Origin of the sequence: Kutzneria viridogrisea DSM 43870, assembly GCF_000525635.1 — a bacterium.
Lineage (GTDB): Bacteria > Actinomycetota > Actinomycetes > Mycobacteriales > Pseudonocardiaceae > Kutzneria > Kutzneria viridogrisea.
This window is the reverse complement of record NZ_CP007155.1, coordinates 5426446-5447939: the sequence shown is the minus strand read 5'-3', so window position 1 is coordinate 5447939 and position 21494 is coordinate 5426446. Positions and strand designations below refer to the sequence as shown.

The window sequence follows — 21494 nt, the reverse complement described above, 5'->3', positions numbered from 1 at the left end:
GAACTGTACGCGAACAACCTCGAACTGTCGAGAGGTGGATGTCCCTCGTTTGAAACTCCCGGCAACACCTGACCCTGACCAGGCGGCTACCGCTCCACCGCTTTGACGCCCAGCTCGCTCACACGCCCGTCCAACGCATCCAGTCAGACGGACTACAGCGGAGGTGGGTGCTCAGGCGCTCTCAGCGCCCCTGACACCCATGCGTCCGATCTCCGACCGCGCGGCCACCTCAGACCGCGGCCTCACGGCCGGTGCCTGGCCATCAACAGCCTGCTGCCGCGAGTCATGAACCACCCCATCCGACAGTGGCACGCCGCGGATCCCCACACAGGGCCGGTTGACCTCGGCCTGGCAATGCGGGCAGCGCACCGACCGCAGCAGCCGTGCCGCCTCGGCTTCCCCCTCAGCCTCGTCTGGGTCCACGCCCTTCGCGATCGCCAGAGACTTCCGCACCAGCGACACGCCAGCCATGACCCGCTGTGGATCCATCGGGGGCGCCGGCAGGGCACGCCGATCACCACCGGCCCGCTCCTGCTCGTTCGGTCGGCGGCGCGCGTTCCACCACTGGACGATGTCGCCGGGGGCGATCGTCTCCCGGGTCTGGGTGTACCGGTCGGACCGGTAGTAGGCAATCACTGCCTGCTGGCCAGCCTCGACAGGGACGTCGTGCAACGCTGCCGCCCAAGCGCTGCGGATGAACCCGGCGTCATCGGGTTGCGGCATCTTCGGATCGAGGCTGATGGCCATGAGCAGGATTCGCCCGGCCTCGTTGGCGTTCATGCGGTCTTGCCTCCTTCGATGACGAGCCAGGTCTCGGCGGACGAGGCTGTCTGCTCGGCTGCTGCGGCTTGAGCGGCGGCGTACTGGGCGCGGAACGGGTCATCGGGCGCTAGTGCGGCGAGTGCCTTGTCCATGCGCTTCGAGCCGCTCCCGACTGGGCCAACTGGCCGGGCGGGGCTTGCTGGCCGGTTCATGACCTCGTTGACGACGCTGGGCAGTGTTGAGGGATGGAGGGCCTTGCGTGCCCACTCGAGCAGGCCAGCCTGGACGTCGCTGTGGTCGATGCCTTCTTCGAGCATCGCTTTGACGTTCTTGCTGATCTGCCCGATGACGTTGCCGGGTGGGCGCTTGCGGCAGGTGTCGATCCAGGCGCCAACGATCTGCTGGGTGCCGGGCGCCTCGCGCCCCACCGTAGGTGGAGTCTTTTGTTCTTTCTTCTGGGTTGTACGTAGTACAACCCCCTCAAATTGGCTTGGCGCATCGGCTGGGCTATCCGATAGCGCATCGGATAGCCTATCTACCTGGGGAAACGCTGAACTTGGCATCTGTTCGTCGATCTGGACGCTGGTCGGGTCGCTCGCCGCCCTGGATAGCCCATCCGATGCCGTATCGGATGGGCTATCCGTCAGGAAGTTGACGGGCAGGTCGAGCCTGCTGAACTCGTCGGCCAGCACCCGGCGCAGGGCTGGCGAGACGAGTTCCTCGGCGGCCCGAAAGATCACGGGGCGCCGCTTGCTGTTGCGGTGGCCGCCGTCCCACTTCACGAACGAGCGCACGAGGAGCTCCTCGGTGTTGCGGTCGAACGCGATGAACCGCTTGGCGGCAAGCGTGGTCAAGGCCGAGGTAACGCCCTGGATGTCCGTATCTGCGGCGAGGTCCGCCCAGCGGCGGACGGTCAAGGGGAGCGTGCCGGCCGCGCTAATGTCTGGTTGCGTGACGAGCAGCAGGTACATGCGCTGCGCGGCCGAGTCGAGCCCGCGAAACTCGCGGTTGCGCCAGATTGACGTCATGAGACGGGCGTAGGAGCGGGCCATCAGTCCACCGTCCACGGGTCGCTGCCAATGCTGGGGACGATGTAGGAGTAGGTGTACTCGGTCTCCCTGGCCCCAATGACCTGCAGGCTTCTGATCATGTAGCTCAGCAGGTCGCCCTGCGACCAGTTGTTGCCCAGGTGTGCGGACAGCTCGTTGATGATCTGCTGACGTAGCCGCTTGAGGGTCTCGGGGGACAGCTGCAGTAGGAGTGAGCTGGCCGCGTTCTCAAGCGTCGACGCCTTGTCGGCTAGTTCACCGATGGCCCCGAGTACTCCCCATTCGGTGCTTGAGAGGTTCGGCTGCTCCCCGTCTTCCTGGTAGCTGATCCTGGTCTTGAGCTCAATCTCGCGCAGTTCATCGTCATGAGAAATGTCAAGGTAACCAAGCAGTAGGTTGGCAAGCTCGTTCGGCTCGCGGATGGCATCTTCCTTCTGATTTTCAAGGTTTGCATCAACCAGGTGTCGTGTCTCTTCCTGAAGGCTGGCAACCAGGTTCCAGGCGATCCCGCATGCGTATCGGAACACGTTCTCGTTGGCGACACGATTGACGGGCATTGCCTTATCGATGCAGTCAAGCAGGATCGGTACCGGTAGGCCGGCAGCCACGAAGTTGTCAACTGAGTGCTCCCACCCCCCGGGTAGGGCGATTGCCTGTCCTCCGCGGGGCCACTGGTTCCAGCGTTCCTCGAACGCTCGATGGTGTATCGAGCGGGTCTCGAACTGTCGGAGCATCTGCTGAGCAGCAGCCTGTTGCGCACGGGCCCAGCGGAGCGCGTCCTGGGCAACATCGGCGACGAAGGGAGCGTCGGGACTAGATGAGGTCTTGCCTGAGTTGCAGTCACGGCAGGCGGTGACGAGGTTGCTTGGCTCGTCGGAGCCGCCGAGCGCCACAGGCGTGACGTGGTCGATGGTCAGTTTGGTGTTGGAGGCTGTCGCGCCGCAGTAGCGGCAAGAGTGGCTGTCACGCCGGAAGATCTCGAAGCGTAGGCGCTTGCTCACGCTCATGTTGGCCTCCTTGGGCAGGTAGGGCTGGAGGCGGTTGTCAAGCCGCGGTGGACTGGTTGTGCTGGCTGGATCGACGGAGCGCCGTATCGAGGGATGCCTCGGTGACGCCGAAGAGTTCGGCGACGTGGTCGTGCTGGACGCCGTACGACAGGAGCGCTCGGGCGTCTTGAACGTCGATCTTCGGCATGCCCCGCCTGCTTGCGGTTGCGCCGAGGTCAGGCTGTGCTGACGGGTTGTCGATGGTGTCGTCGTCCCACGCCAGCGGCGGGGGCCACCCAGCCTGTTCAGCGAGCTCACGTGTGCGAGCGTGCGGGCCACACGTCATTGAGAGCTGGTCGTAGAGGGCAGCGATTGACTGTGCGGTCTTGATGGAAACGGTGGAGCGGCCGAAGACCTTGTGGAGGCTGCGGCCGTGGCTGTGTCCGAGGAGCAGTGCGATGTGCTGGATGCTGTGCCCCATCCTGCACAGGGCGCGGAGTCGACGGTGGGTCCCGGTCGAGTCGACGATGCGCCTTTCGGCCCGTCCTTCACGGTGCCTCTTGCGGTGCAGGCGTCGTGCTTCGCGGGCTTCTGCGCAGCGACATCCGTGGTAGGTGTAGGCGGACATGGTGCCGTGTTTGGAGGCTGGGCAGTTACTGCGGTCGATGCTCACGCGGCACCTGCCGTGGTGTCCGGCTGCCTGGTCGGCAGGTCATCGGGGTGACCAATCGAGCTGTTGGGCCACGGAGCGAGCTGGACGCTGCCGTCTTCCATGAGGAGCACGTAGTCGTGGCCGATGCTCGGGTGGTAGATCAGGGCCGGGACCGCGGCGGGGTCGCGGTGGGATGGGACGATCCAGCCCTTGTCTTCATACTCGGCACGCTTGCCGTTCGTGTTGGTGACATCAAGGTGACAGGGAGCACACAAGTCCAAGCCGTTGTTGGCACACCATTTGCCGCCTTGGGAGCGGTTCTTGCGGTGGTGCCACTCGGTGGCGCGAGCGTTGCTGCAGCGTTCACACACGCGCCCGCTACGTGCGTAAACGATCTCGCGTGCCCGGTTCTCGCCCTCATGGGCGCGGTTGCTCGAACGGCCTGGCTTCCGTCGCGGTACGCCGGCCCTATCAAGTGCCTCAGCGATTCGTCCGGAGGTGACACGCCATTCCCGCGCGAGTGACTGAAGACTTCGGCCCGTCTGGTACTTATCTCCGATCTCTCTGTCGTTGAGGACGGTGGCGTAGTCGGTGGACGTCCTCATGACCACGCCAGCAGCGGCGAGCCGCCGGTATACGTTGGAGGCGTCAATGCCTACGATTCCAGCGATTTCAACTGTCGTCAGACCAGACTCGTAAAGGTCGCGCATCCGATTGACTTCGTCTCGGCGTTGCGCTTCGCGCGCAAGGCGACGCTGAGCCTTCTCCATGGCGGCGCGTCCTTGGTATGGTGCGAATCGACGTACGCCGGGGGTGCGGCCTGGGCTCTTCTTGAGGTTGCCGTGGCGTGCCTCGTGCTCCCCCGGCGTCAGAATTTCGAGGTTCTCGGGTCGGTTGTCGTCCTTCACCTCGTTGCGATGGTGGACGTGAAACCGTGGATGTGGACGACCGGCTACGAGGCGGTGCTCGTACTCCTCGACGTACTGCTGGGTACCGACGAGCCAGCGCAGTCGGATGTAGCCCCGGCCATCGCGGTAACGCCTTGGCGTTGCTTCAGGAAGCGGTTCGTCCCAGCGGAGTGTTCGGATCGTTGCCATTCGTGAGCGCTTCACAGGGAACCTCCAATCGGGAGTGCACGGCGGAGGCGAGCGGTGTCCTGGGTGATGCGGGTGAGTGCCCGGTGCTCGGCGACGATCCGGGCGAGTTCCTCCTCGCGGCCTTCCCAGCCCGCGTGGGCGGGGCTGGTGAGACCAAACAGGCGCCGGGCCAGTACCGCGCACCACGCGGCCTCACCTACCGTGGCGAGCGCGATCACGACCACGAGTGCGCTATCCACGCGCGCTCACCCCACTGACCGAACTGGACAGGTGCGGCCGTCGTGCGCGGATGGCATCGACAACCAGCGCGCCGTGTCGATCCGCGAGGATCACCGCCAGGTCCCCGCCGGTCAGGGCCTTCTGAAGATCGGCGATGTCCACTGCCAGGGTGGGTTTCCGGCCGGTGCGGATCTTCCAGGCGATGTCCCGTTCGATCCGGACCTTCGAGCAGGGCGGGCACAAGCGGGTCCGGTGACGACGGTGCCGCCACACCGCGGCGAGAGTGCCGTGCTGGATGGGCGGAGTGTTCATGCCGCCGCCTTCTCTGTGCCGTCAAGCCACGCGAGCATCGACCGCAGGCTCCGGTCGACTGGGACCATCGCGGCTAGTAGCACCGCGAGAGCCATTGCCGCAGCAGCATCACCCTGTGACTGGGCCTTGTGTGTGGCGAGGAGATTCCGTGCCTGCCGGAAGGCGGCCAGTACCTCGCTGCGCTCCATCATGTGCACCGACCAGGCGAGGTTGACTGCGATTGGGACCATTGCGTCGGTGAGCGGGTCACCGGTGAGGGAGGTACTCATGCCGCTTCCTGTCGTTGCTGCGCCTTGAGCTTCCTGCGTTCCCGTTCGGACAGCCCGCCCCAGATGCCGAAGCGCTCGCCGTGCACCAGTGCGTACTCCAGGCACTCGGAGCGCACCTCGCAGCCCTGACAGATCCGCTTGGCCTCCCGCGTGGAGCCGCCCTTTTCCGGGAAGAAGCATTCGGGGTCCGTCTGGTTGCAAACGCCGTAGTCTTGCCACTCCTCCTTGCGGAGAGCGTCGAACAGGTTGGGAAGGAGTCGCAGACCGAAAGACTGATTGGGGGTCATGCCGCCCTCCTTACTTGCACCGGCGGCGCGTCCAGGCGGATCGGCATCACCAGTTGCGTCGAGGTCGTGGCCTGAGTTCCGTCCGGGCGCAGCCGACGAACTACGACAGCGGTCTTGTAGTTGGTGATGCCGAGAACCGCGGTCTGGCTGTTGCCGACCTGGGCAACGGCGTTGCGGAGGTATCCGATGCGCACCCGCGCTTCGACGGGTTCGCCGTCGTAGTCGATGAGGAGGGTTTCGCGACCGGTTCCCCCAGTGACGGCAGGCTGGTCGACTACGACGTGCAGTTCGCCGGGTTCGAGTTCGATGAGGATGTTGCCTTCAGGCTGGTCGCCGAGGGCCTCGGCCCTGCGAAGTGCAGCATCAAGGTCGGTGGCCGGGACAGCGATGTTGATGGGTGGGTTCGCGGGGATAATGCGCCGCCAGTTCTGCGCGAACTCATCGACCGCGAGCCTGATCGTGGCGTGCCGCCCGGGGCTGCTGATCCCAAGGACCCCGGCACCTTCCGAGTGGTGAAGCGTCAAATTGCCGTCGCCGCGCAGGGCCTTGGCGTGGTCGGCGAGAGTGGCTGCCGGGATCAGCAGCCGGGTACCGGGTGCTCCGTCGAGGGTGGGTTGCCAGGGTAGGTCGATGGTGGACAGTTGGTGGCGGTTGGTGGCAACCATGGTGAGGTTGTCGCCGAGTTCGATGAGGATGCAGGCGAGCCAGTGAGGAGCAGAGTCTTTACCGCCTGCCGCGATCGCGACCTGTCGTACAGCTGCTGCCCAGTCCGCTTCGGGAATCTCGCCGACTACTGGCGGAAGTTCAGGAAGCTGCGGATAGTCCTCGGTGGGCATGGTGGGTAGCCCGAACGTGCCGCCCGCGGTCATGCGCAGTTGGCCGTCCGGGAGTTCGTTGAGGACCACGGTTCCAGTCGGCGCGACCTTTACGATGCGGTCCATGAGCCTGGCGGAGACGAGGACGCGCCCCGGCGTGTCGATGATCGCTGGGACGGTGGCGACTGCGGAAACATCTGCTCCGCTTGCGGAGAAGCGCAGTTCATCTCCGACCGATTCGATCAGTACCCCAGCGAGGATGGGGGAGAGGCCGAAGCCGTCGGCGCGCTTCGCGGTCCAGGACATGGCGTCGGCGAGGTGCCGGTGTTCGATGCGGGCACGGAGGTTCATGATTCCACCTCCATCAGGCCAGCCTGGATGATCTCCGCTACCGGAGAGCTGTTATCGCCTGGCTCGGCAACCGTGATCTCGGCTTCGATACCGACAGAGCAGCGGACCATCTTGGTGCCCGCGTGGATGTGTGCACCTCCGTGCTGGCTGGATTGCTTGATGACATAGCCACAGTTCTTGCAGTGTTTGGCCATGGCCGGCCTCCTCAGTCGTTGGTGGTCTTGGTCAGGTCGGCGCGCCACGAGAACTGGGTTCCGTCCGGGCGCTCGATCACATAGGTGGGGGCGTCGCAGTAGCCGATGACGCGGCCACTGCCGTAGACGCCACCAGTGAGGAACAGGGCGTCCACGTGCTGCCCGCTGCGGACGAGTTCGCAGGGATCGGTCGCGTCCATCACGACACCGCCACATCGGCAGCAGCAGCGGCTGCATAGCGATCGTGGGTGCCCAACTTGATCGAGGCGCGCAGCAGGTGCGTCTTCACCGTGTTCTCCCCGATGAACAAGATGGCGCCGATCTCCTTGTTGCTGGCGCCGGCCCCGGCGAGGGCGAGCACTTCGCGTTCCCGGCTGGTGAGGGGTTCTCCGTACAGGGGCATGGTCATGGCGGCCTCCTCAGTAGGCGTCAGCGGGTGAGGACGGGGTTTCTTGGCTGGTCTCCCACGTAGTGGCAGCGATTGCACGGATCGCGAACTGGTAGCCCGGGCGCAGCGACTCGTGAACCAGGGGGGATGCCGTCGATCAGCTGCTGCTTGATGCCGTCGGCCACGGAGTAGCCGTAGGTTTGGCCGATGTGCAGAAGTTCCCGCATCGCGATGTGCGCGTCAGTGGGGAGGGCGGTGTAGTCGATGCCGCGGGCGGTGCAGAACTCAGCGAGTGCCGAGTCGAACAGAGCGGTGGTTTCCTCATCGAACGTCATGCGGCACGCTCGACAGGCCTGGGGAACCGGAACTCGGGGAGCAGTGCGTGGTCGGCGTCGGTGCAGTAGTGGCAGTACTGGACGCTAAACGCCGCTCCGATCCCGCTCTTGCGGGTCTGGTCGACGCTCGACAGGAGTGCGTCACTGTCCTGAGTCCAGTCGATGTCCAGCTCACCGAGCTTCTCGACGATTCCTCGCGCCGTGTCGAGCGGAAACGCCATCTGCGCGATGACACGGAGTGACGGCTCGTGCATCACTTTCCAGGCGCCGGGTCGAGGTTCCCAACCTGATGGCTCACCTTGCTCCACGACGGTCGCCTTGACTGCCTGAGCGATGATCAGCCCTGGGATGTTCGTGTGGACCGCGAGCACATCAACGGTCGTGCCGTTCTCCAGCGGGCTCGCCACAGTGAAAGCGTCAGCAGGTGCTGGCGGCTGCTCCTCCTTGAAGGGGCCAAGGTCAGTGAGCTGGTGCTGGCTCGAGACCTGCTCGTTCCACAAGTCGGTCAGTTCGGCTGCGGTTTCGCCGTCATCCAGTCGGTCGTTGATCCAGGCCACGAGTTCATCGGCTTGCTGAGGGTTCTGGCGTCGCAGGGTCTCCAGCAGCACTGCCACCCTGAACTGGGCGCAGTACAGCCGGTGGTTTGCCAGGTCGAACTGCTCGATAGGGGCCGATAGCTGCTTGTCCAGGCACTCCTTTGCCTGCTTCAGCGACGCGACGATCTGAGTCTCAGCGGTGTACGGCTGGTCAGTGCTCATGCTCCACGCTCCTGTGCGTCGAGGGTGTGATGGACGACTGCCTTGATCCGGTTCACGAGGTACTTGAGGTCAGCTTCGGGTGGCCAGAACCTCACGGGCTTCCCGGTGTTGAGGGCGTACTCCATCTCGGATTGGGTGGCGTCACCGAGGGAACCGTCCGGTCTGGCCACAACAACGACTTCGGTGGCGAGGTCGATCTGTGCGCGGTGTCGCCGGTCGTGTTCGGTGCTGGCGATGTGCGGCTGGGAGGTGGGGCCGTACACCTGGTGGCCTTGTCGCCACTCGGCCATCGCGGCGAGCATGAGGTCCTCAGGCCACGCGAGGCTGCCGCAGAGGACCACGATGTGCGGGCGGGCGTTCATGCGGCCCCGCCCGTACGCATCACGTACTCGGCGAGCCCGAGGGCCTTGCGGTCCACACTCACCCTGAACTCGCCACGGTTTGGTGCGGCGGCAGCGATCTGTGCGGCCTGCGACAGCCAGGCTGCAAGGAACGGGGCGATCGTCGGGCCCATGACTGCGATCCACTGCGCGTTGTTCCAGACGTTCCTCGACTGGTCCCACGGCTCGTTCGAGAACGTGGGCAACCAGGCCAGCAACTCCACCTTGGAGGTGCCACTTTCGCCAGTGAGAACAGACGCAGTGTGACCGCCAACGCCGAGGTGCGTGTCGTGTGTCCACCACTGGCCTGGGGTTGCGGCAGATCCCAGCTTCGTCAACTTGTTGGCGGCGTCGGCGAGCAGCTGCACGGCCTGATCCCGCTCGGCCTCAAAGTCCAGGAACACGAGGTGCTCCTGGACCATGCGGATGTCCTCGTCGCTCATGGCTGCCCTACCGCTCCGGCCGCGAACTCGGCCTTGATCGCAGAACTGAGGGACCTACCCACCTCGATCTGGTCGCGAATGGTCCTTATCCGCTCTTTGCAGGCACGTACCTTCTGGTCGGCTATCTCCATCGCGAACCACTCGTCCTCGACCTTGAGGACGGCGGTCTGCTCCCGGAACCCCACCGATCCCTCGGTGGTCAGGAACGACCGCGCGTACGCAACCCGGTGGGCCGCCTTCGCGCGCACCCAAGCCTCATCAAGCTCGGCATACTCGTTGGTCGCTTCGTCCAACATCCGCGACAACTCGACGAGGCGGCCTACAACCTGGTTCACGGTCGGCGTGTTCGTCACCGGGCACCCCCGCGCTGGAAGCTCAGGTCCAAGCCATCCATCAACGCCGCAACTGCTGAGTCAACAGCGCTGCCCTCTTCTTCGAAGTAGCGGTGCAAGTCCAAATCAGCCCACTTCTCACGGGCGAACTTGTCGACATCTGCCAGCGTGTGAACAGCGATTAGGTGAGGCAACTTGATGTCTTCGAAAGGTGGGAAGCACGAGTTCCCGCTGTCGTGCGCGACGAAGTACCTGACCGGCTCCCAGCCATCCCAACGGAACACGGCGATCGTGTTGAACTGGTAGGCAGGGCTGGCGTTGTGGCTCTTGACGATCGAGAGACCGAAGTGGTCCGGGTCGCTGTAGATGTTGCTCATCGCGTACCCCCGGCGGACTGGCGGCGCTGCATGGTCTGCGTCGCCGCAGGCTTCAGGTGCTTCAGGTAGTCGGCGAGGTCCTTCTCGTCCGCCGCCTCGATTTCCGCTCCCTGCGACCAGAGCGCGTAGTCCTCACGCAGCGCCTGCATGGTGGCCAACCCCTTGACTGCGCCAGCCGCCTTGACCTGCTGCTGCAACTGGATCAACTTCCGGCCGACTGGCTCACCAGCGTGCGGGTCGCGTTCTCCAGTGGGGATCGCGAGCGCCTGGATCAGGGCGGTGCGGAACGCGACGGACATGGCCTTGCTGCTGGCCTTGTCCTGTGCGTCCATTGCCTCGCCAGGTACAACGGCGGTGACCTTGTCGCCAGCGGGACCCCAGAACGTGTAGGCCACCTTGACGACGACCCGATTGTTCTTGCCGACTAGTTCGGACGTCTGCTCCAGCACCTCGGGGATGACCACGACACCGTGCTCACGCAGGGCGGGGGCGACGTGTTCGAGGACGATGTCAATCCCACGAAATCGAAAACCGAAGTGCGTGTTGGTGTCGCTCTTGCTGACTGATCGGACGTCTCGCATCACGTTGGTCAGCGACTGGATGACCGTCGGCAGTTCCTTGCTGGTCTCGCTCATGACCGCACCGCCATGATGTGGGACGCGAGGCCGAAGACGTTGGGGTTAGTCGATGCTGGAATCTCGTCAGCCATGCAGACGCTGGCCATCGAGCTGGCCGCCGCGCGAAGTTGGCCGACCAGGAACGGGGCGATCGCGGGGCCGACCATCCTGGCCCAGTTCGCTGCGCCGACGCTGAGGTCCGCACGTCGGGTTTCGCGCTGCCAGAACCATTCGGACTGAAAGTCACATGCGGCCATCTCAAGCCGGTCAGCGGCGGCGTTCAGGAACTGTGCCGCCTCGTCCCGCGTCTGCTCCCATGGCCACGGTTCCTTGTGTTCTTCGACCGGAAGCCAGTTGTCGTTGCCGCTCATGCCGCCACCTCGTGAACGGGGTGGGGCAGGGGCTGGCCGATCAGCTTCCGAAGCTTGTCCGATTGCACCGCGCGCCGGTACACGTCCAGCACCTCAACGAACAGGTCGTGCTGCTCCCGCTCGGCTGTGATCGGGATCAGCTCGTAGTCGTCAGGCTTGATGTGCAGGATGTACGCACCCTCGACCGGGATCATCGGGTGCTCCACGTCGTGCTCGTCGAGGTACACCTCAGCGAACCGGTACGCGGGCAGTTGGAGCGCGTGGTTGCCGTAGATCCCGTTGGAGGTCTTCCAGTCCACCAAGACCCGGCCCAGCCCTGGAACGTCCTGGATGGAGTCCAGGGTCCCGCAGTACAGGTGCGTGTAGGACGCGACGACCGTCTCGGCGAGGACCGTGGTCGGCTGCCAGTCGTCCAGGTAGGCCAAGGCGCCACGCACGTACGGTGCGACATGCTCTGGGACATCGACAGGTTCGCCATTGGCAAGGGGCACGACGAGTTCGTGAACGTAGGTGCCGCGGACAGCAGCGTCGTCACGCTTCTGGTTCGGCAGCGACGCGAGGTAGTTGATGGTCGGCTGCTTCCCGCCCTCGGCAACCATCGAGGACACGGTGCGGACGTTCTCGACGACGTGCTCGGCGACGGTGCGGGCAGCCCACCGGGTGAGGTCCTTGGGGAGGGCGTTGAGTGCGGTGGTGACCCCGACGGCCCGCTTGCCGTTGATCGTGTAGTAGTGGCTCTTCGGGGTGTCGACGCGTTGCACGCCGACCGTGGGCTGCTTAGGCATGGGGGTACCCCTCTACGAATAGCGGTGTGGCGGGAAAAGCGATGTTCAGAGAACGGCGGTGCCTATGCGGACCGGTTGCCCGGTGCCGTGGAACACCCATTCGCGGGTGGGGTGGTAGTAGGTGAGGCGGTGGACCTGATCGGGGTCCTCGTGTTCCGCGCTGACCGAGAGGGCGTCTTCGGCTTCGCGCCGGGACTTCTCGGCGATCACCACGTACGCGCCAGGCTCGGTGGCGGGAACCGCGACACCCCAGGCAACGACGTCGGGGATGAGTTGGTCGAGTCTCAGGGGGACATCGGGTGCGGTCATGCAGCACTCTCCATGACCGGTTCGCCGTCGCCGGGACCGGGGTCGAGGCAGTCGTGGTTGATGGGCTCGGTCCGCAAGCGCACGACCGTCTCAACCGGAACGCGGCCGGTCGCGGTGACTGGTCGAAGGATCGTCTTCGGGGGCGACGAGTACACGTTGACGGTGACGCCCTGCTGGCAGCGGGGGCACACCTCGAACCGGGTAGCGATCGGGTTCATGCCGCACCCCCGTTGGCCTGGCGCATGATCTCATCGGCGTGGCAAACCTCGTCCAGGCCGCACGAGCAGCACACGTTCTTGCCTCGGAGCCTGTAAAGGTTGGCCCGCACCCATCGACGATCGAAGGTGCGGCGGCCGACCGTGTAGACGTCCCGGTAGGACTGGTCGCCATCGAGCCATGCGACGTAGTGCGCGAAGCAAGCGCCACGGGGGTCCTCATGGCCGGTCTCGATGGCGTCGGAAATCCTGAACGGGTTCCCGAAGCCGGTGGTTCGATCAACAATGACCGTGTTTGGTGGCTTGCGCCATCCGCGCTTGCGCTTCCGCTGGATTCGCTGCGGCATCACGCTGCCCTCGCGATCTGCGTGGGCGCAGCCAGCACCAGGACCTCGACCGTCACCTGCGTTCCGGGAACCCTGTCGTCCAGGGCGCTCGCGACACGCCCGAACGGGCCATCCGCGCACTCCGCACACGAGTACAGGTGTCCCGCCCCAGTCTCTGATGGCTCCCACGTGATTGATAGGTCTCCGGCGACATGCCTGCTGACCGTCGGGTGCTCCTCACACAACGGCAGTCGGTCCACCGCCACCTCACGCACCCGAACCACGGACGAACCCGACCAGGCGTTCATGCCGCACTCCGCAGAGACCTGGTCTCACCAGTGGACGGATCGGTGTAGCTGTAGGCGACCTCCGCGATCGCCGGGGTGAAGACACGCCACTCCCCGTTGATTTTCAGTCCCTTCAACTTCTTCGACTTGATCAGGGCCCGAACCCGGTCCGTCGCGAGCTTGGCCGCAGCGGAACCGCGCTTAACGTCCTTCGTCAGGTACCCGAACATGACGGCAACCTGGTAGGTGTCGAACCCGAAGACCGGCAGGTCGTCTGGGTCCTGAAGGAACCGCTTCAGCAGCAACATCACGGCATCGGGGTTCGTGCTGTTCATGCTGCCCTCCCGTTCGGAGAGTCATTCGTCGTGTCCTGCTCGGCGAGCACGGCAGCAAGCTCCATGAAGAGGGACCGCAGCGGGGGAGAGAGCCGCTTCACGTTCGCGTTGAACAGGGCCTCGGAGCAGCTGGGGCGGCCACCAAGGGCTGCAACAGGGACGTCGGCGCTGTACCCGGCGAGAGTGAGGGCCTGTTCCTCGTCTAGGCGAAGAACCAAGGCAAGGGCACGGATGTTCTCAGGCTTCGGCTGGCGAGGGCGCGCGTCAGGTCGGTCTCCAGCTTCGAGCAGTCCGAGCCACCGGTCGGACAGCCTGATGGCCCGGGCGACTTGGACCATGGAGAGGCCGAGCTTGAGACGGGCGTCCCGCACCAGCTTTGCCAGCTCGGCTGGCTTGAAGGTGGGTTCCTGTGTCATGTCTCGAACTGTACGCGAACAACCTCGAACGAGCAACACGGCGTGAAGCTGTCAACAACTCGTCACCGTGAGGTTCATCAATGTCACCCCGCGAGATTGGCCGAAGCCAGCCTCATGGGGGATCATGCGGCACATGACTCCACAGGAGCATTCCTCTGCCAGCCTGCGCGAGTTCGGTGCACGCATCGAACAGCTGCGCAACGACCGACGCCTCAGCAAGGTGAAGGCCGCGAAAGCCGCAGGAATCTCCGACAAGTACTGGGCCATGTTCGAGGCCGGCGCCAGGCCCGACGGCAACCCCTTCCGCCCCGAGGCCGCAGTAGTTGCCAGCGTTGCTGACGTGGTTGGTATCGACCCCGCTGAGGCGCTCCGCGTCTACGGCATCGACCCCGCCTTCCACAAAGACAAGCTCGGTGGTCGGCCTACGGTCGCGTGGGCTCGGATCGAGAAGAAGAAGGAGCTCCTCGACCCGCAGGAGCTCGCCGCGCTCGAGGTCCTCGTCGACACTATCCTCCGCGCGAAAGGCGTACTCCCACCGATCGGGAAGGAAACCGAGTCGGCCGAGGCGGACGGGGTGCCCGCGGCACGGCGCGGCAGCCCAGCACCACTGCCCGACGAAGGCTTCTCGTTGGGGGAGACCACCGTGTACGACCCGGCTGAGGCACGCATGACTGAGGCCCCCGGCAGCGCGCACCAGGGGCCTCGAACAGTCGACTAGCTTGCTAGTTCGAGCGCAGCGCGTCCATGACGCCAGCGAGCATGCCCCGCAGCTTGATGCGGGACTCGCCGCCGAGCGGGAACCGCACCAGCGGTTCGGTGACCAGCTGCCCGTCACGGACTCGGGCGACCTGCATGATGACCACTGCGCTGCAAACGACCGCGCCCTCGGGGAGCGGCATGGAGCCGATGGCCTCGGCTAGTGAGGGGCCTGTGTCCAGGTCCATGGCGCCTCCCGTGTTCACGATCCCGTCGCTTGTTGTTTTCCTACAGCAACCATCCGACTTGCTGTCATGCGCGTTAGCAGATACTCGGCCTAACGGAGCAGTTGCACTCGAACGGGCTAGAGGCTGGCGTCACGGACGGCGACGATCCTGGGGTGGACGCCGCAGCGACTCCGCTGCCTCATCCACGATCCCCCGCATCGTCTCCCGATCAATCGGCCCCAACGGCACCGTCTCCACCCGCTCCCCGCCCTGCCGGGTACGCACAAGGAGGCTCGCGACCCCATGCGTCACGAGCTCATCGGAGCCGACCCTCCCTTGCGCCAGGGCCGCGTCCCGTACCGCACGAAACTCGAGCGTGTCGTGGCCTTGCTGCCGGGGTGTTCCACACTTCGGGGTTTCCGCGTCAGGCATCGGTTCCTCCCCAACAGCCCCCGTTCGGGCTGTGTCGGTAGTAGGTCACCTCGGCAGGCGTAAATCCCCACCCTGCCCCGTTTGCCATACCCACACACTTGGATGGGTCAAACATCCTCCGACCGGAGCAGTCGATACACCCAGTTGCATACGCGTGTGCGTGCTAGAACCCGGCAGCCCACTGACGGTGATCACGCACTGCTGCGGTACGCCGCCAGTAGACCCGACATGCGCTCCAGCACCTCGCCCAGCGACTCAGCGGTCAACGGGGGGACCCGGGTCGCCTCGTGCTGCTCGAGCACGGCCAGGACATCCGCGACGAACCCAACGGTCAGGTCCGTCCCGGGGATCACGGTCGCCCTCGCAGGCTCTGCGTGCTCGTCCAACGACCGGTAGAAGCGGCCGAGGGCCCGGCTGCCCGGCTTCCCTCGCTGGGGGTCGACGCTGGCCAGCAACTCCAGCACCTGCTCGCTGGACACGGTGTGGTCGGCGGTCATCGCGTGCTCCCGATCTCGACGGGCGTAGGGTCGGTGATCTGGTCCAACTGCGCACAGGAGTCGTTCATCAGGCACCCGCCAGTAGTTCGTCGCGGACGTCCAGCCACGCCTGCAACTCAGTCGCCCACTCGACCGGCCACCAGCAGCCGATCCACTGCGTCCACATCCCTGTCAGCAGGAACTGCTCGGCGTGGGTCAGGGCGTACCGGGCCGTCCGAGTGTCCCCGGCGAAGACCTCGACGAACACGTGTCCGGTGGGGGTGCGGTGGGTGCAACCAATCAGCGCCCACACGTGGCCATCACGGATCTCGGACCAGTTGATCCGGACGGGAGAGCGGGTCTGGACTGCGGTCACGCCGAGCTCAGCGAGAGCACGGATGCCGTCATCGATAGCCAGAACACGGGTGTCGACGTCCATCACGCCACCTCGGTGGCGGCTGCGGTGACGGCGGCCTGCTCGCACTGTTGCAGGTAGGTGTCGTAGGCGTCGGCCGGGATGCAGATGCTGCCACCGACTCGGATTCCCTCCAGTGCGCCAGAAGCGACCAGTCGGTAGACGGTGCTCTTGTGGAGGCCGAGCATGCTTGCGACTTTCGATACTCGGTAGTGCTGGGTAGCCTGGTTGGGCATCGGCTGGCTCCTCAGGGCCTCGATGTGCGCCCCGACTGGTGTGTCCGCACTGGTCGGGGCTTTCTGTTGCCTGCGGCGGCTTCGCATCCGTCGCATCTGCCGCAACTCTAAGGCATAGCGACTTAGAGTGCTAGTGCCGTCGGCGCGTCGCACCGCCCTACGGCAACCGACCAACCTTGCCGCCTCTACCCTTAAGCCCTACAGGTGGACGCAGGCACTACGAGCGCCCATTGTCGCCAGGAGGACGTCTTGAACAGCGAAAACGCGTGGGTAAGCGTCTCCACGCCTTACCTGCAACCCCGTACAGATGGGGAGCAAACAGCATGGGCGCAGGAAGCCGCTCAGCACGACCAAGCAGGCACGCAGCTGCTCCAGGAAGTTGCCGAGACCCTTCCATCTAGAGCTATCGCCGAAGCGCTCCGGGTGCCTAGCGGCGAACCTGTCATCGTCCGTCGCCGCATGATGCTGCTCGACGAACAGCCCGTCGAGCTCACCAACTCCTACTACCCGGTAGCCATCGCCCGCGGTACCCGCCTCTCCGAGCACAAGAAGATCCGCGGAGGCGCTACCACCCTGCTCGCTGAACTCGGACACCGAATCCGCCACGTCGAAGAGGACGTGTCGGCGCGACTCGCAACCAGCGACGAACAGCGACTTCTCGGCCTGGACGCGCCTGAGATCGTGCTTGTCCTGACCCGGACGTCCAAAGCAGACGACGGCACACCCGTCGAAGTCAGCGTGATGACGATGCTCGCCGCCAACCGTCACCTCGCGTACCAGCTGACGATCGGAGGCGACGATGCCGCAGCCGAATGACTCGCGACCCTCGTCCCAGAAGATCGCCGCCACCTGGCGGGCACAGATCATGTCGGGGGAGTTGCAGCCGGGAACCAAGCTGCCGTCCATGCCGCAGCTCATCGAACAGTTCCAGGTGGCCAACACGACGATCCAGAAAGCCCTCGCAATCCTCAGGGACGAAGGGTTCATCGACAGCCAGCAAGGCCGGGGCGTGTACGTCAGAGCGCGACAGCCGTTCGTGGTGAACGTGGCTGCCTACTTCGCGCCAGCTCCAGGCGGCTACTCGTACAGCGCTCCAGAAGTCAGCGAGATCAGGCCGCCCGCCGACGTCACCGCCGCCCTAGGGCTCACCGAGAACGACCACGTCGTACTGCGCCGCAGAGTCACGTTCCACGACGGCGAGCCCGTGGAGCTGTGCTGGTCGTACTACCCGCTCACCATCGCCGCCGACACCCCCCTTGCCGCCAAGAAAAAGATCAAGGGCGGCGCACCGCAGGCCCTCGCCGACCTCGGCTACCCGCAGCGCGAGTTCACCGACCGGGTCTCTGTACGTCAACCCACCACCGAAGAGGTTGAAGCCCTCGACCTGCCCGCCGACGTGCCGGTCATTCGCCAGTTCCGTGTCATCTACTCCGACAACAGGACACCTGTAGAGGCATCTGTCATGGTCAAGGGCGGACACCTGTACGAGCTGTTGTATCGGCAGGTCATCTCTGAGGCTGCCGACTGAGCCCAGCCCACTGACGCACGAAGGCCCTGTCAAGTCGCCTTGGCAGGGCCTTCGTTGCGGTATTCGGTTAGCTACTCACCGGGCTCGGGCAGCCTGCGTACCAGCTCGCCAACCATCTGGGTGAGGGAGCGCAGCTGGGCGTCCAGCGAGTCGAACCGGCCCGTGTGCGCCTGCAGCAGCCCCGTGTGTATCTGCTGGGTGGCTCTGACCTCGCGGAGTTCACCGCGGATCTCCTGGATGTCGTTGTCCATGTGGAGCGCCAACCAGCGGGTTTCAGCGTGCTCGACCACGAGCTTACGCACCCGGCGCTGGAGTTCCTCGTCATCACTCATGGGAGTCTCTGGGGGTGGGTTCGGCGGCGGCTGCGGTCATGCGGCCCACGATAGCCCCACGTCGCTGTCAGCGGCAGGATTGCCCCATCCGGCTGGCCTGCCGCCACCCTGTCGCTCGATCGTGGCCAGCGCCGGAGAGGCCATCCTCTGAGGCGACCACCGGATACCTCAGCGAAGGCCCACCTTGGCAGGATGACGCTATGCGTCTACTCGTACTCGGATCGTCCTGGTTCCTCGGTCGCGCCGTCACCGAGACGGCCCTGGCCGCAGGGTGGGAGGTGACCACGTTCCGGCGCGGGCGCCCCGAGTCCGGCGACGACCCACACGGTGTGACCACCATTCGAGGTGACTACGCCGACCTGGACGCGGTGGCGCGGCTCGCCGCCGCCGGACCCTACGACGCTGCCGTGGACAACCTGGCGTACACCCCACGGGAGACGCTGGCAGTGGCCCGCACCCTGGAGCCGGTCACCGCCCGGTACGTGATGATCTCCACCGTCAGTGTCTACGAGGGCTGGCCGATCAAGCCGCTGACCGAAGACTCCGCGGTGCTGGAGTGCGAGCCGGACGCCGGACCCAACCCCGGCTACGACGGCGACCCGGGCCCGTCGACCTACGGGTTCGGCAAAGCCGGGTGCGAACGTGCCGTCACCGTGACGTTTGGCTCCGACCGGTCCACCATCCTCCGACCTGGTGTCATCCTCGGCCCACACGAATACGTTGGCCGACTCCCGTGGTGGCTGTGGCGTATGGAACGTGGAGGAGAGATCCTCGCCGCCGGCAGCCCCGATCGCCTCATCCAGCCAGTGGATGTTCGTGACGTCGCCGAGTTCGCAGTGCACTGCGCCGCCGGCCGATCCGGCGTGTTCAACGTGACCGGAACGGGCAGCACCATGGGCGCGTTCCTCAGCGCGTGCCGGGAGGCCACTGGATCCGATGCCGCTATCACCTGGATTACTGATGAGCAGTGGCTCGCCGACCAGGGCGTGCGCCAGTGGACTGGCCTGCCCCTGTGGAGGACCTACCCAGGCACCTGGGCGGTCGACTCGACCAGGGCCCGGCAGGCGGGGCTCGTGACCCGGCCACTGCACCACACCGTCGCCGATACGTGGGAGTGGCTCACCACCGGGAAGCCTGTGGAGCATGAGCGTGCTGGCGAACTGGGCATCAGCCCGGACCGGGAACAGGCGATCCTCGGCGTGTGGCGTGCCCGTGAAGCTGACAGGTGCGGCGGGGAGTAGAAGCAAGTACCGGCCGGGCCCTCACGTTGGGCCCGGCCGGCAGGTCACACGCCTGGCGCCAATGCGGGCCGTGCGGTCACCCGCGCCAGCGAGGACGACGTGAAGTCCTCGACCTGCTCACCCAACCGCCGCGCCTCGATCGAGCCATGAAAGCGTCGCACCCCCAGCAACTGCCCAAGGTTCAGCAGCCGCCTCGACAGAGCCTCCGTACGCCACTCCGGGCCGATCGCGAACACCGACCGGAGCGCGTCCTCAGCGCCTGCGAGGTCACCGCGCAGCGTGCGGGCTGTCCCCAGATCCACCAGGGCACCGAGCTCACCGGCTGACCATCGGGCCTGCGCTGGGAGCATCGCGAACAACTCGATCGCTCGGGTCGCGGCTGTCTCGGCGCGGTCGCCGTCACCCAGTCGCACATATGAGGCACCGGCACACAGGGCGTGCCTGCTCCGCCCGAACGCCAGCTCACCACCGATCTCATCCGCCCAGTCGTCACCTGCCCGGTCGAGTTCGTCCGCTGCCGCGTTCAATGCGGCATCGACCTCGTCCCGGGCGCCGATCATCGACAGGGCCCGTGCGTGCACCGATTGCAGCCTGGCTGACGGTGTGCCCGTGGGGGCGGCATGGAGCGCGTCGCTCGCCAGCTTCACGGCCCGCCGCGGGGATCCTGACCAGAACACGATCGTCACCTGCAACGCGCGCGCCCACGCCTGCAACGACGGGTGGTCAACCGTGGTGCCGTAAATGTAGGCACTGCGCGCCTGGTCCTCCGCAACATCCGGGTAGCCCAGGTCCCACGCCACCGACGCGAGCAAACCGCACACCTGCCCCGCCAGCAGATACAGCTCGGCCTGCTGTCGAGGCTTCCGGGTCTTGTTCAGCTGCTCGTAGACGTCATTACGGAGGACGACGAGGTCCTGCAGCATCACCGTGGATGGCGTTGTGAGGTAGTCACGGGCGGCCCGTTGTGCCTCGACATGCAGTTGCTCGAGGACCGATGGGCTGACCGAGCTGGCCGCGGCGCGGGCATGCTCGGTGCTCTCACGACCGGCTTGCATGATCCACTCCTGCGAGGTGGCGGGCGACATGGCGGAAACCGAGAGAGCACGCGGCGGCCCCAGCAGCACCTCGATCGGCTCACCAAACCAGCTGGCCAGAACACGGCGACTAGCCGGATACGGGCGCGATGTCCCAGCGAGCCATCGCAGCGCCTGACTCTTCGATGTCGTCGCCGACTCCCGTACGGACTGAGCGGCCTCAGCGAACTGCTTCACGAAGTCCTCGATCGACAAGTGCGCCTCGTGGACACGCTGCTCAAGTCGCGTTCGCGCCGGCAGATCCATCGCGTGACCTCTCGTTTTCGATGCCACACGGTACGCCGAACCGCTCATGGGCCGCGTGTGACCAACTCCAGACGACACCAAGATGACACGGGCTGACACCGAGATGAACTCGAGTCGCTTAACTGGGTGGTCGATCGTTAATACATGCCCGGGGAGACGATCACAGCAGTCCAGCTGTTGCAGATCGCTGCCGTCATGCCGCCCAGCGCGATCGTGGGTGTGCTGATCGGCCGCCGCGTGCTGGCCCGGGCCACGTTGTCGGGCGACGCGGGCGGGCACCACGTGCCCCGCGGCGGCCGACCCCGGTTCCTGGCGACGTCTGGGTTCCTCATGGACGTTGCCAGGGCAAAAACGGGGGCGGGAACTGCCCACCCCGACCTGGTCGCGGTGGATCGCACCTCGGCAGGTGGCCACCGCGACCAGGGTCACCACGCCGAGGAGGCCCCGTGGATCCGTTGACCGACGCAGCCTCGATCCGCGCCTTCCCCGAGCTCGCCGGGCTCATGGCGATCCGCGACCACAACTGGGTGTTCCAACGGGTCCTCGACGACGAGGGGCATCTCACCCAACTCGATGGCTTCCGCTGCTGGCCCACCGCCACCGACGCGATCCGCATCCACTCCGCCACCGACGTCATCGGGCTCCGCATCCTGTCCGGCGAGAACGGGATCGTGTGGACGCGGACTGGCGCGCTTACCGACGTCATCGCCGAGCTGATCGAGCTCCCGGCACCGGATGCGCCCAATGCCCCCACGCTCGTCCGTGCATCCGCACCCTTGCTATGGACACCCGGTAACCCCTTTTGACCTTGCCCGCCATGGCGAGAAGGACTGCTCCAGCGGTTCTACCGTCGGAGTGACGGGGCGCAGGTTCCCCCGGACATTGCGCCCCACCGGAAGCCTCC

38 protein-coding genes are annotated in these 21494 nt (G+C 65.6%); 6 read left to right on the top strand and 32 right to left on the bottom strand.

What is annotated here, in order from left to right:
* Positions 1-171: 171 nt before the first annotated feature.
* The 26 genes from KALB_RS24055 to KALB_RS23910 all read right to left on the bottom strand — a co-directional run bounded on the left by KALB_RS24055 (position 172) and on the right by KALB_RS23910 (position 13667).
* Complete coding sequence (locus KALB_RS24055; protein WP_025358262.1) at positions 172-780, bottom strand: zinc finger domain-containing protein; 609 nt, start codon at positions 778-780, stop codon at positions 172-174.
* Entirely contained in the window at positions 777-1814 is a 1038-nt protein-coding gene (locus KALB_RS44180) for a hypothetical protein (RefSeq protein ID WP_025358261.1), read from the bottom strand. Before KALB_RS44180 ends, KALB_RS24055 begins: the two co-directional genes overlap by 4 nt.
* The gene (locus tag KALB_RS44175) at positions 1814-2818 is read right to left on the bottom strand and encodes an HNH endonuclease (RefSeq protein ID WP_025358260.1); all 1005 of its coding nucleotides are present in this window, start codon (positions 2816-2818) and stop codon (positions 1814-1816) included. The genes KALB_RS44180 and KALB_RS44175 overlap by 1 nt, the downstream gene beginning before the upstream one ends.
* Before the next feature lie 37 nt (positions 2819-2855).
* Positions 2856-3278: a hypothetical protein gene (locus KALB_RS44170; protein WP_051913237.1), complete on the bottom strand. Its 423-nt coding sequence runs from the start codon at positions 3276-3278 to the stop codon at positions 2856-2858.
* A gap of 188 nt (positions 3279-3466) precedes the next feature.
* A complete protein-coding gene (locus tag KALB_RS45560) occupies positions 3467-4546 on the bottom strand; it encodes an HNH endonuclease (protein WP_035975507.1) in 1080 nt (359 codons plus the stop codon).
* Between the two features lie 11 nt (positions 4547-4557).
* A complete protein-coding gene (locus KALB_RS24020) occupies positions 4558-4785 on the bottom strand; it encodes a hypothetical protein (protein ID WP_148309594.1) in 228 nt (75 codons plus the stop codon).
* Entirely contained in the window at positions 4778-5077 is a 300-nt protein-coding gene (locus KALB_RS24015) for a hypothetical protein (protein WP_025358257.1), read from the bottom strand. Before KALB_RS24015 ends, KALB_RS24020 begins: the two co-directional genes overlap by 8 nt.
* A complete protein-coding gene (locus tag KALB_RS24010; RefSeq protein ID WP_025358256.1) occupies positions 5074-5346 on the bottom strand; it encodes a hypothetical protein in 273 nt (90 codons plus the stop codon). Before KALB_RS24010 ends, KALB_RS24015 begins: the two co-directional genes overlap by 4 nt.
* Positions 5343-5633, bottom strand: coding sequence for a WhiB family transcriptional regulator (locus KALB_RS24005; RefSeq protein ID WP_025358255.1), 291 nt, complete (start codon positions 5631-5633; stop codon positions 5343-5345). Before KALB_RS24005 ends, KALB_RS24010 begins: the two co-directional genes overlap by 4 nt.
* Positions 5630-6799 (bottom strand): DNA polymerase III subunit beta, encoded by a 1170-nt coding sequence (locus tag KALB_RS24000; RefSeq protein ID WP_025358254.1) that lies wholly within the window; start codon positions 6797-6799, stop codon positions 5630-5632. Before KALB_RS24000 ends, KALB_RS24005 begins: the two co-directional genes overlap by 4 nt.
* Positions 6796-6993 (bottom strand): hypothetical protein, encoded by a 198-nt coding sequence (locus KALB_RS23995; RefSeq protein WP_025358253.1) that lies wholly within the window; start codon positions 6991-6993, stop codon positions 6796-6798. The genes KALB_RS24000 and KALB_RS23995 overlap by 4 nt, the downstream gene beginning before the upstream one ends.
* A gap of 11 nt (positions 6994-7004) precedes the next feature.
* The gene (locus KALB_RS23990; protein WP_025358252.1) at positions 7005-7193 is read right to left on the bottom strand and encodes a hypothetical protein; all 189 of its coding nucleotides are present in this window, start codon (positions 7191-7193) and stop codon (positions 7005-7007) included.
* Positions 7193-7402 carry a helix-turn-helix domain-containing protein gene (locus tag KALB_RS23985; protein ID WP_025358251.1) on the bottom strand — a complete coding sequence of 70 codons (210 nt, stop codon included), beginning with the start codon at positions 7400-7402 and terminating at the stop codon, positions 7193-7195. Before KALB_RS23985 ends, KALB_RS23990 begins: the two co-directional genes overlap by 1 nt.
* 20 nt (positions 7403-7422) lie before the next feature.
* The gene (locus KALB_RS23980) at positions 7423-7716 is read right to left on the bottom strand and encodes a hypothetical protein (RefSeq protein WP_025358250.1); all 294 of its coding nucleotides are present in this window, start codon (positions 7714-7716) and stop codon (positions 7423-7425) included.
* Positions 7713-8474 (bottom strand): hypothetical protein, encoded by a 762-nt coding sequence (locus tag KALB_RS23975; RefSeq protein WP_025358249.1) that lies wholly within the window; start codon positions 8472-8474, stop codon positions 7713-7715. Before KALB_RS23975 ends, KALB_RS23980 begins: the two co-directional genes overlap by 4 nt.
* Positions 8471-8836 (bottom strand): hypothetical protein, encoded by a 366-nt coding sequence (locus KALB_RS23970; RefSeq protein ID WP_025358248.1) that lies wholly within the window; start codon positions 8834-8836, stop codon positions 8471-8473. The genes KALB_RS23975 and KALB_RS23970 overlap by 4 nt, the downstream gene beginning before the upstream one ends.
* Entirely contained in the window at positions 8833-9297 is a 465-nt protein-coding gene (locus KALB_RS23965; protein ID WP_025358247.1) for a hypothetical protein, read from the bottom strand. Before KALB_RS23965 ends, KALB_RS23970 begins: the two co-directional genes overlap by 4 nt.
* The gene (locus tag KALB_RS23960; RefSeq protein ID WP_025358246.1) at positions 9294-9650 is read right to left on the bottom strand and encodes a hypothetical protein; all 357 of its coding nucleotides are present in this window, start codon (positions 9648-9650) and stop codon (positions 9294-9296) included. Before KALB_RS23960 ends, KALB_RS23965 begins: the two co-directional genes overlap by 4 nt.
* Positions 9647-10006, bottom strand: a complete 360-nt coding sequence (locus KALB_RS23955; RefSeq protein WP_025358245.1) for a DUF7574 domain-containing protein — start codon at positions 10004-10006, stop codon at positions 9647-9649. The genes KALB_RS23960 and KALB_RS23955 overlap by 4 nt, the downstream gene beginning before the upstream one ends.
* Entirely contained in the window at positions 10003-10641 is a 639-nt protein-coding gene (locus tag KALB_RS44155) for an ERF family protein (protein WP_051913240.1), read from the bottom strand. Before KALB_RS44155 ends, KALB_RS23955 begins: the two co-directional genes overlap by 4 nt.
* The gene (locus KALB_RS23945) at positions 10638-10994 is read right to left on the bottom strand and encodes a hypothetical protein (protein WP_025358243.1); all 357 of its coding nucleotides are present in this window, start codon (positions 10992-10994) and stop codon (positions 10638-10640) included. The genes KALB_RS44155 and KALB_RS23945 overlap by 4 nt, the downstream gene beginning before the upstream one ends.
* A complete protein-coding gene (locus KALB_RS23940; RefSeq protein ID WP_030110545.1) occupies positions 10991-11779 on the bottom strand; it encodes a hypothetical protein in 789 nt (262 codons plus the stop codon). The genes KALB_RS23945 and KALB_RS23940 overlap by 4 nt, the downstream gene beginning before the upstream one ends.
* A gap of 45 nt (positions 11780-11824) precedes the next feature.
* Positions 11825-12088, bottom strand: coding sequence for a hypothetical protein (locus tag KALB_RS23935; RefSeq protein WP_025358241.1), 264 nt, complete (start codon positions 12086-12088; stop codon positions 11825-11827).
* 214 nt (positions 12089-12302) lie between these two features.
* The gene (locus tag KALB_RS23925; RefSeq protein WP_201771803.1) at positions 12303-12650 is read right to left on the bottom strand and encodes a DUF4326 domain-containing protein; all 348 of its coding nucleotides are present in this window, start codon (positions 12648-12650) and stop codon (positions 12303-12305) included.
* A 283-nt stretch (positions 12651-12933) separates the two neighbouring features.
* The gene (locus tag KALB_RS23915; RefSeq protein WP_025358237.1) at positions 12934-13251 is read right to left on the bottom strand and encodes a hypothetical protein; all 318 of its coding nucleotides are present in this window, start codon (positions 13249-13251) and stop codon (positions 12934-12936) included.
* Positions 13248-13667: a helix-turn-helix domain-containing protein gene (locus KALB_RS23910; protein WP_025358236.1), complete on the bottom strand. Its 420-nt coding sequence runs from the start codon at positions 13665-13667 to the stop codon at positions 13248-13250. Before KALB_RS23910 ends, KALB_RS23915 begins: the two co-directional genes overlap by 4 nt.
* A 133-nt stretch (positions 13668-13800) precedes the next feature.
* On the opposite strand from KALB_RS23910, the gene KALB_RS23905 reads away from it, so the two are divergent.
* Positions 13801-14385, top strand: coding sequence for a helix-turn-helix domain-containing protein (locus tag KALB_RS23905; protein WP_030110547.1), 585 nt, complete (start codon positions 13801-13803; stop codon positions 14383-14385).
* Between the two features lie 4 nt (positions 14386-14389).
* On the opposite strand, the gene KALB_RS23900 is transcribed toward KALB_RS23905, so the two are convergent.
* The 4 genes from KALB_RS23900 to KALB_RS44875 all read right to left on the bottom strand — a co-directional run bounded on the left by KALB_RS23900 (position 14390) and on the right by KALB_RS44875 (position 16149).
* Positions 14390-14611, bottom strand: a complete 222-nt coding sequence (locus KALB_RS23900) for a hypothetical protein (RefSeq protein WP_025358234.1) — start codon at positions 14609-14611, stop codon at positions 14390-14392.
* Between the two features lie 602 nt (positions 14612-15213).
* Complete coding sequence (locus tag KALB_RS23890; protein ID WP_025358232.1) at positions 15214-15519, bottom strand: hypothetical protein; 306 nt, start codon at positions 15517-15519, stop codon at positions 15214-15216.
* Between the two features lie 67 nt (positions 15520-15586).
* Positions 15587-15937 (bottom strand): hypothetical protein, encoded by a 351-nt coding sequence (locus KALB_RS23885; RefSeq protein WP_025358231.1) that lies wholly within the window; start codon positions 15935-15937, stop codon positions 15587-15589.
* Positions 15937-16149, bottom strand: a complete 213-nt coding sequence (locus KALB_RS44875; RefSeq protein ID WP_025358230.1) for an excisionase family DNA-binding protein — start codon at positions 16147-16149, stop codon at positions 15937-15939. Before KALB_RS44875 ends, KALB_RS23885 begins: the two co-directional genes overlap by 1 nt.
* 249 nt (positions 16150-16398) lie before the next feature.
* Between KALB_RS44875 and KALB_RS45555 the strand changes: the two genes are divergently transcribed.
* Positions 16399-16965, top strand: coding sequence for a GntR family transcriptional regulator (locus tag KALB_RS45555; RefSeq protein WP_081789470.1), 567 nt, complete (start codon positions 16399-16401; stop codon positions 16963-16965).
* Complete coding sequence (locus KALB_RS23870; protein WP_025358228.1) at positions 16949-17677, top strand: GntR family transcriptional regulator; 729 nt, start codon at positions 16949-16951, stop codon at positions 17675-17677. Before KALB_RS45555 ends, KALB_RS23870 begins: the two co-directional genes overlap by 17 nt.
* Positions 17678-17748: 71 nt before the next feature.
* On the opposite strand, the gene KALB_RS23865 is transcribed toward KALB_RS23870, so the two are convergent.
* On the bottom strand, positions 17749-18009 hold the full coding sequence (locus KALB_RS23865) for a hypothetical protein (protein ID WP_148309593.1): 261 nt from the start codon (positions 18007-18009) through the stop codon (positions 17749-17751).
* 200 nt (positions 18010-18209) lie between these two features.
* Between KALB_RS23865 and KALB_RS23860 the strand changes: the two genes are divergently transcribed.
* Positions 18210-19250, top strand: a complete 1041-nt coding sequence (locus tag KALB_RS23860) for an NAD-dependent epimerase/dehydratase family protein (RefSeq protein ID WP_025358226.1) — start codon at positions 18210-18212, stop codon at positions 19248-19250.
* A 44-nt stretch (positions 19251-19294) separates the two neighbouring features.
* Here the strand turns inward: KALB_RS23860 and KALB_RS44150 are convergent, their stop codons facing one another.
* A complete protein-coding gene (locus KALB_RS44150) occupies positions 19295-20590 on the bottom strand; it encodes an NsdA family TPR-like regulatory protein (protein WP_025358225.1) in 1296 nt (431 codons plus the stop codon).
* A 144-nt stretch (positions 20591-20734) separates the two neighbouring features.
* Here KALB_RS44150 and KALB_RS23850 point away from each other — a divergent pair, with 144 nt between their 5' ends.
* Positions 20735-21049 (top strand): hypothetical protein, encoded by a 315-nt coding sequence (locus KALB_RS23850; RefSeq protein WP_025358224.1) that lies wholly within the window; start codon positions 20735-20737, stop codon positions 21047-21049.
* A complete protein-coding gene (locus KALB_RS23845) occupies positions 21037-21396 on the top strand; it encodes a hypothetical protein (protein WP_025358223.1) in 360 nt (119 codons plus the stop codon). The genes KALB_RS23850 and KALB_RS23845 overlap by 13 nt, the downstream gene beginning before the upstream one ends.
* Positions 21397-21494: the final 98 nt, after the last annotated feature.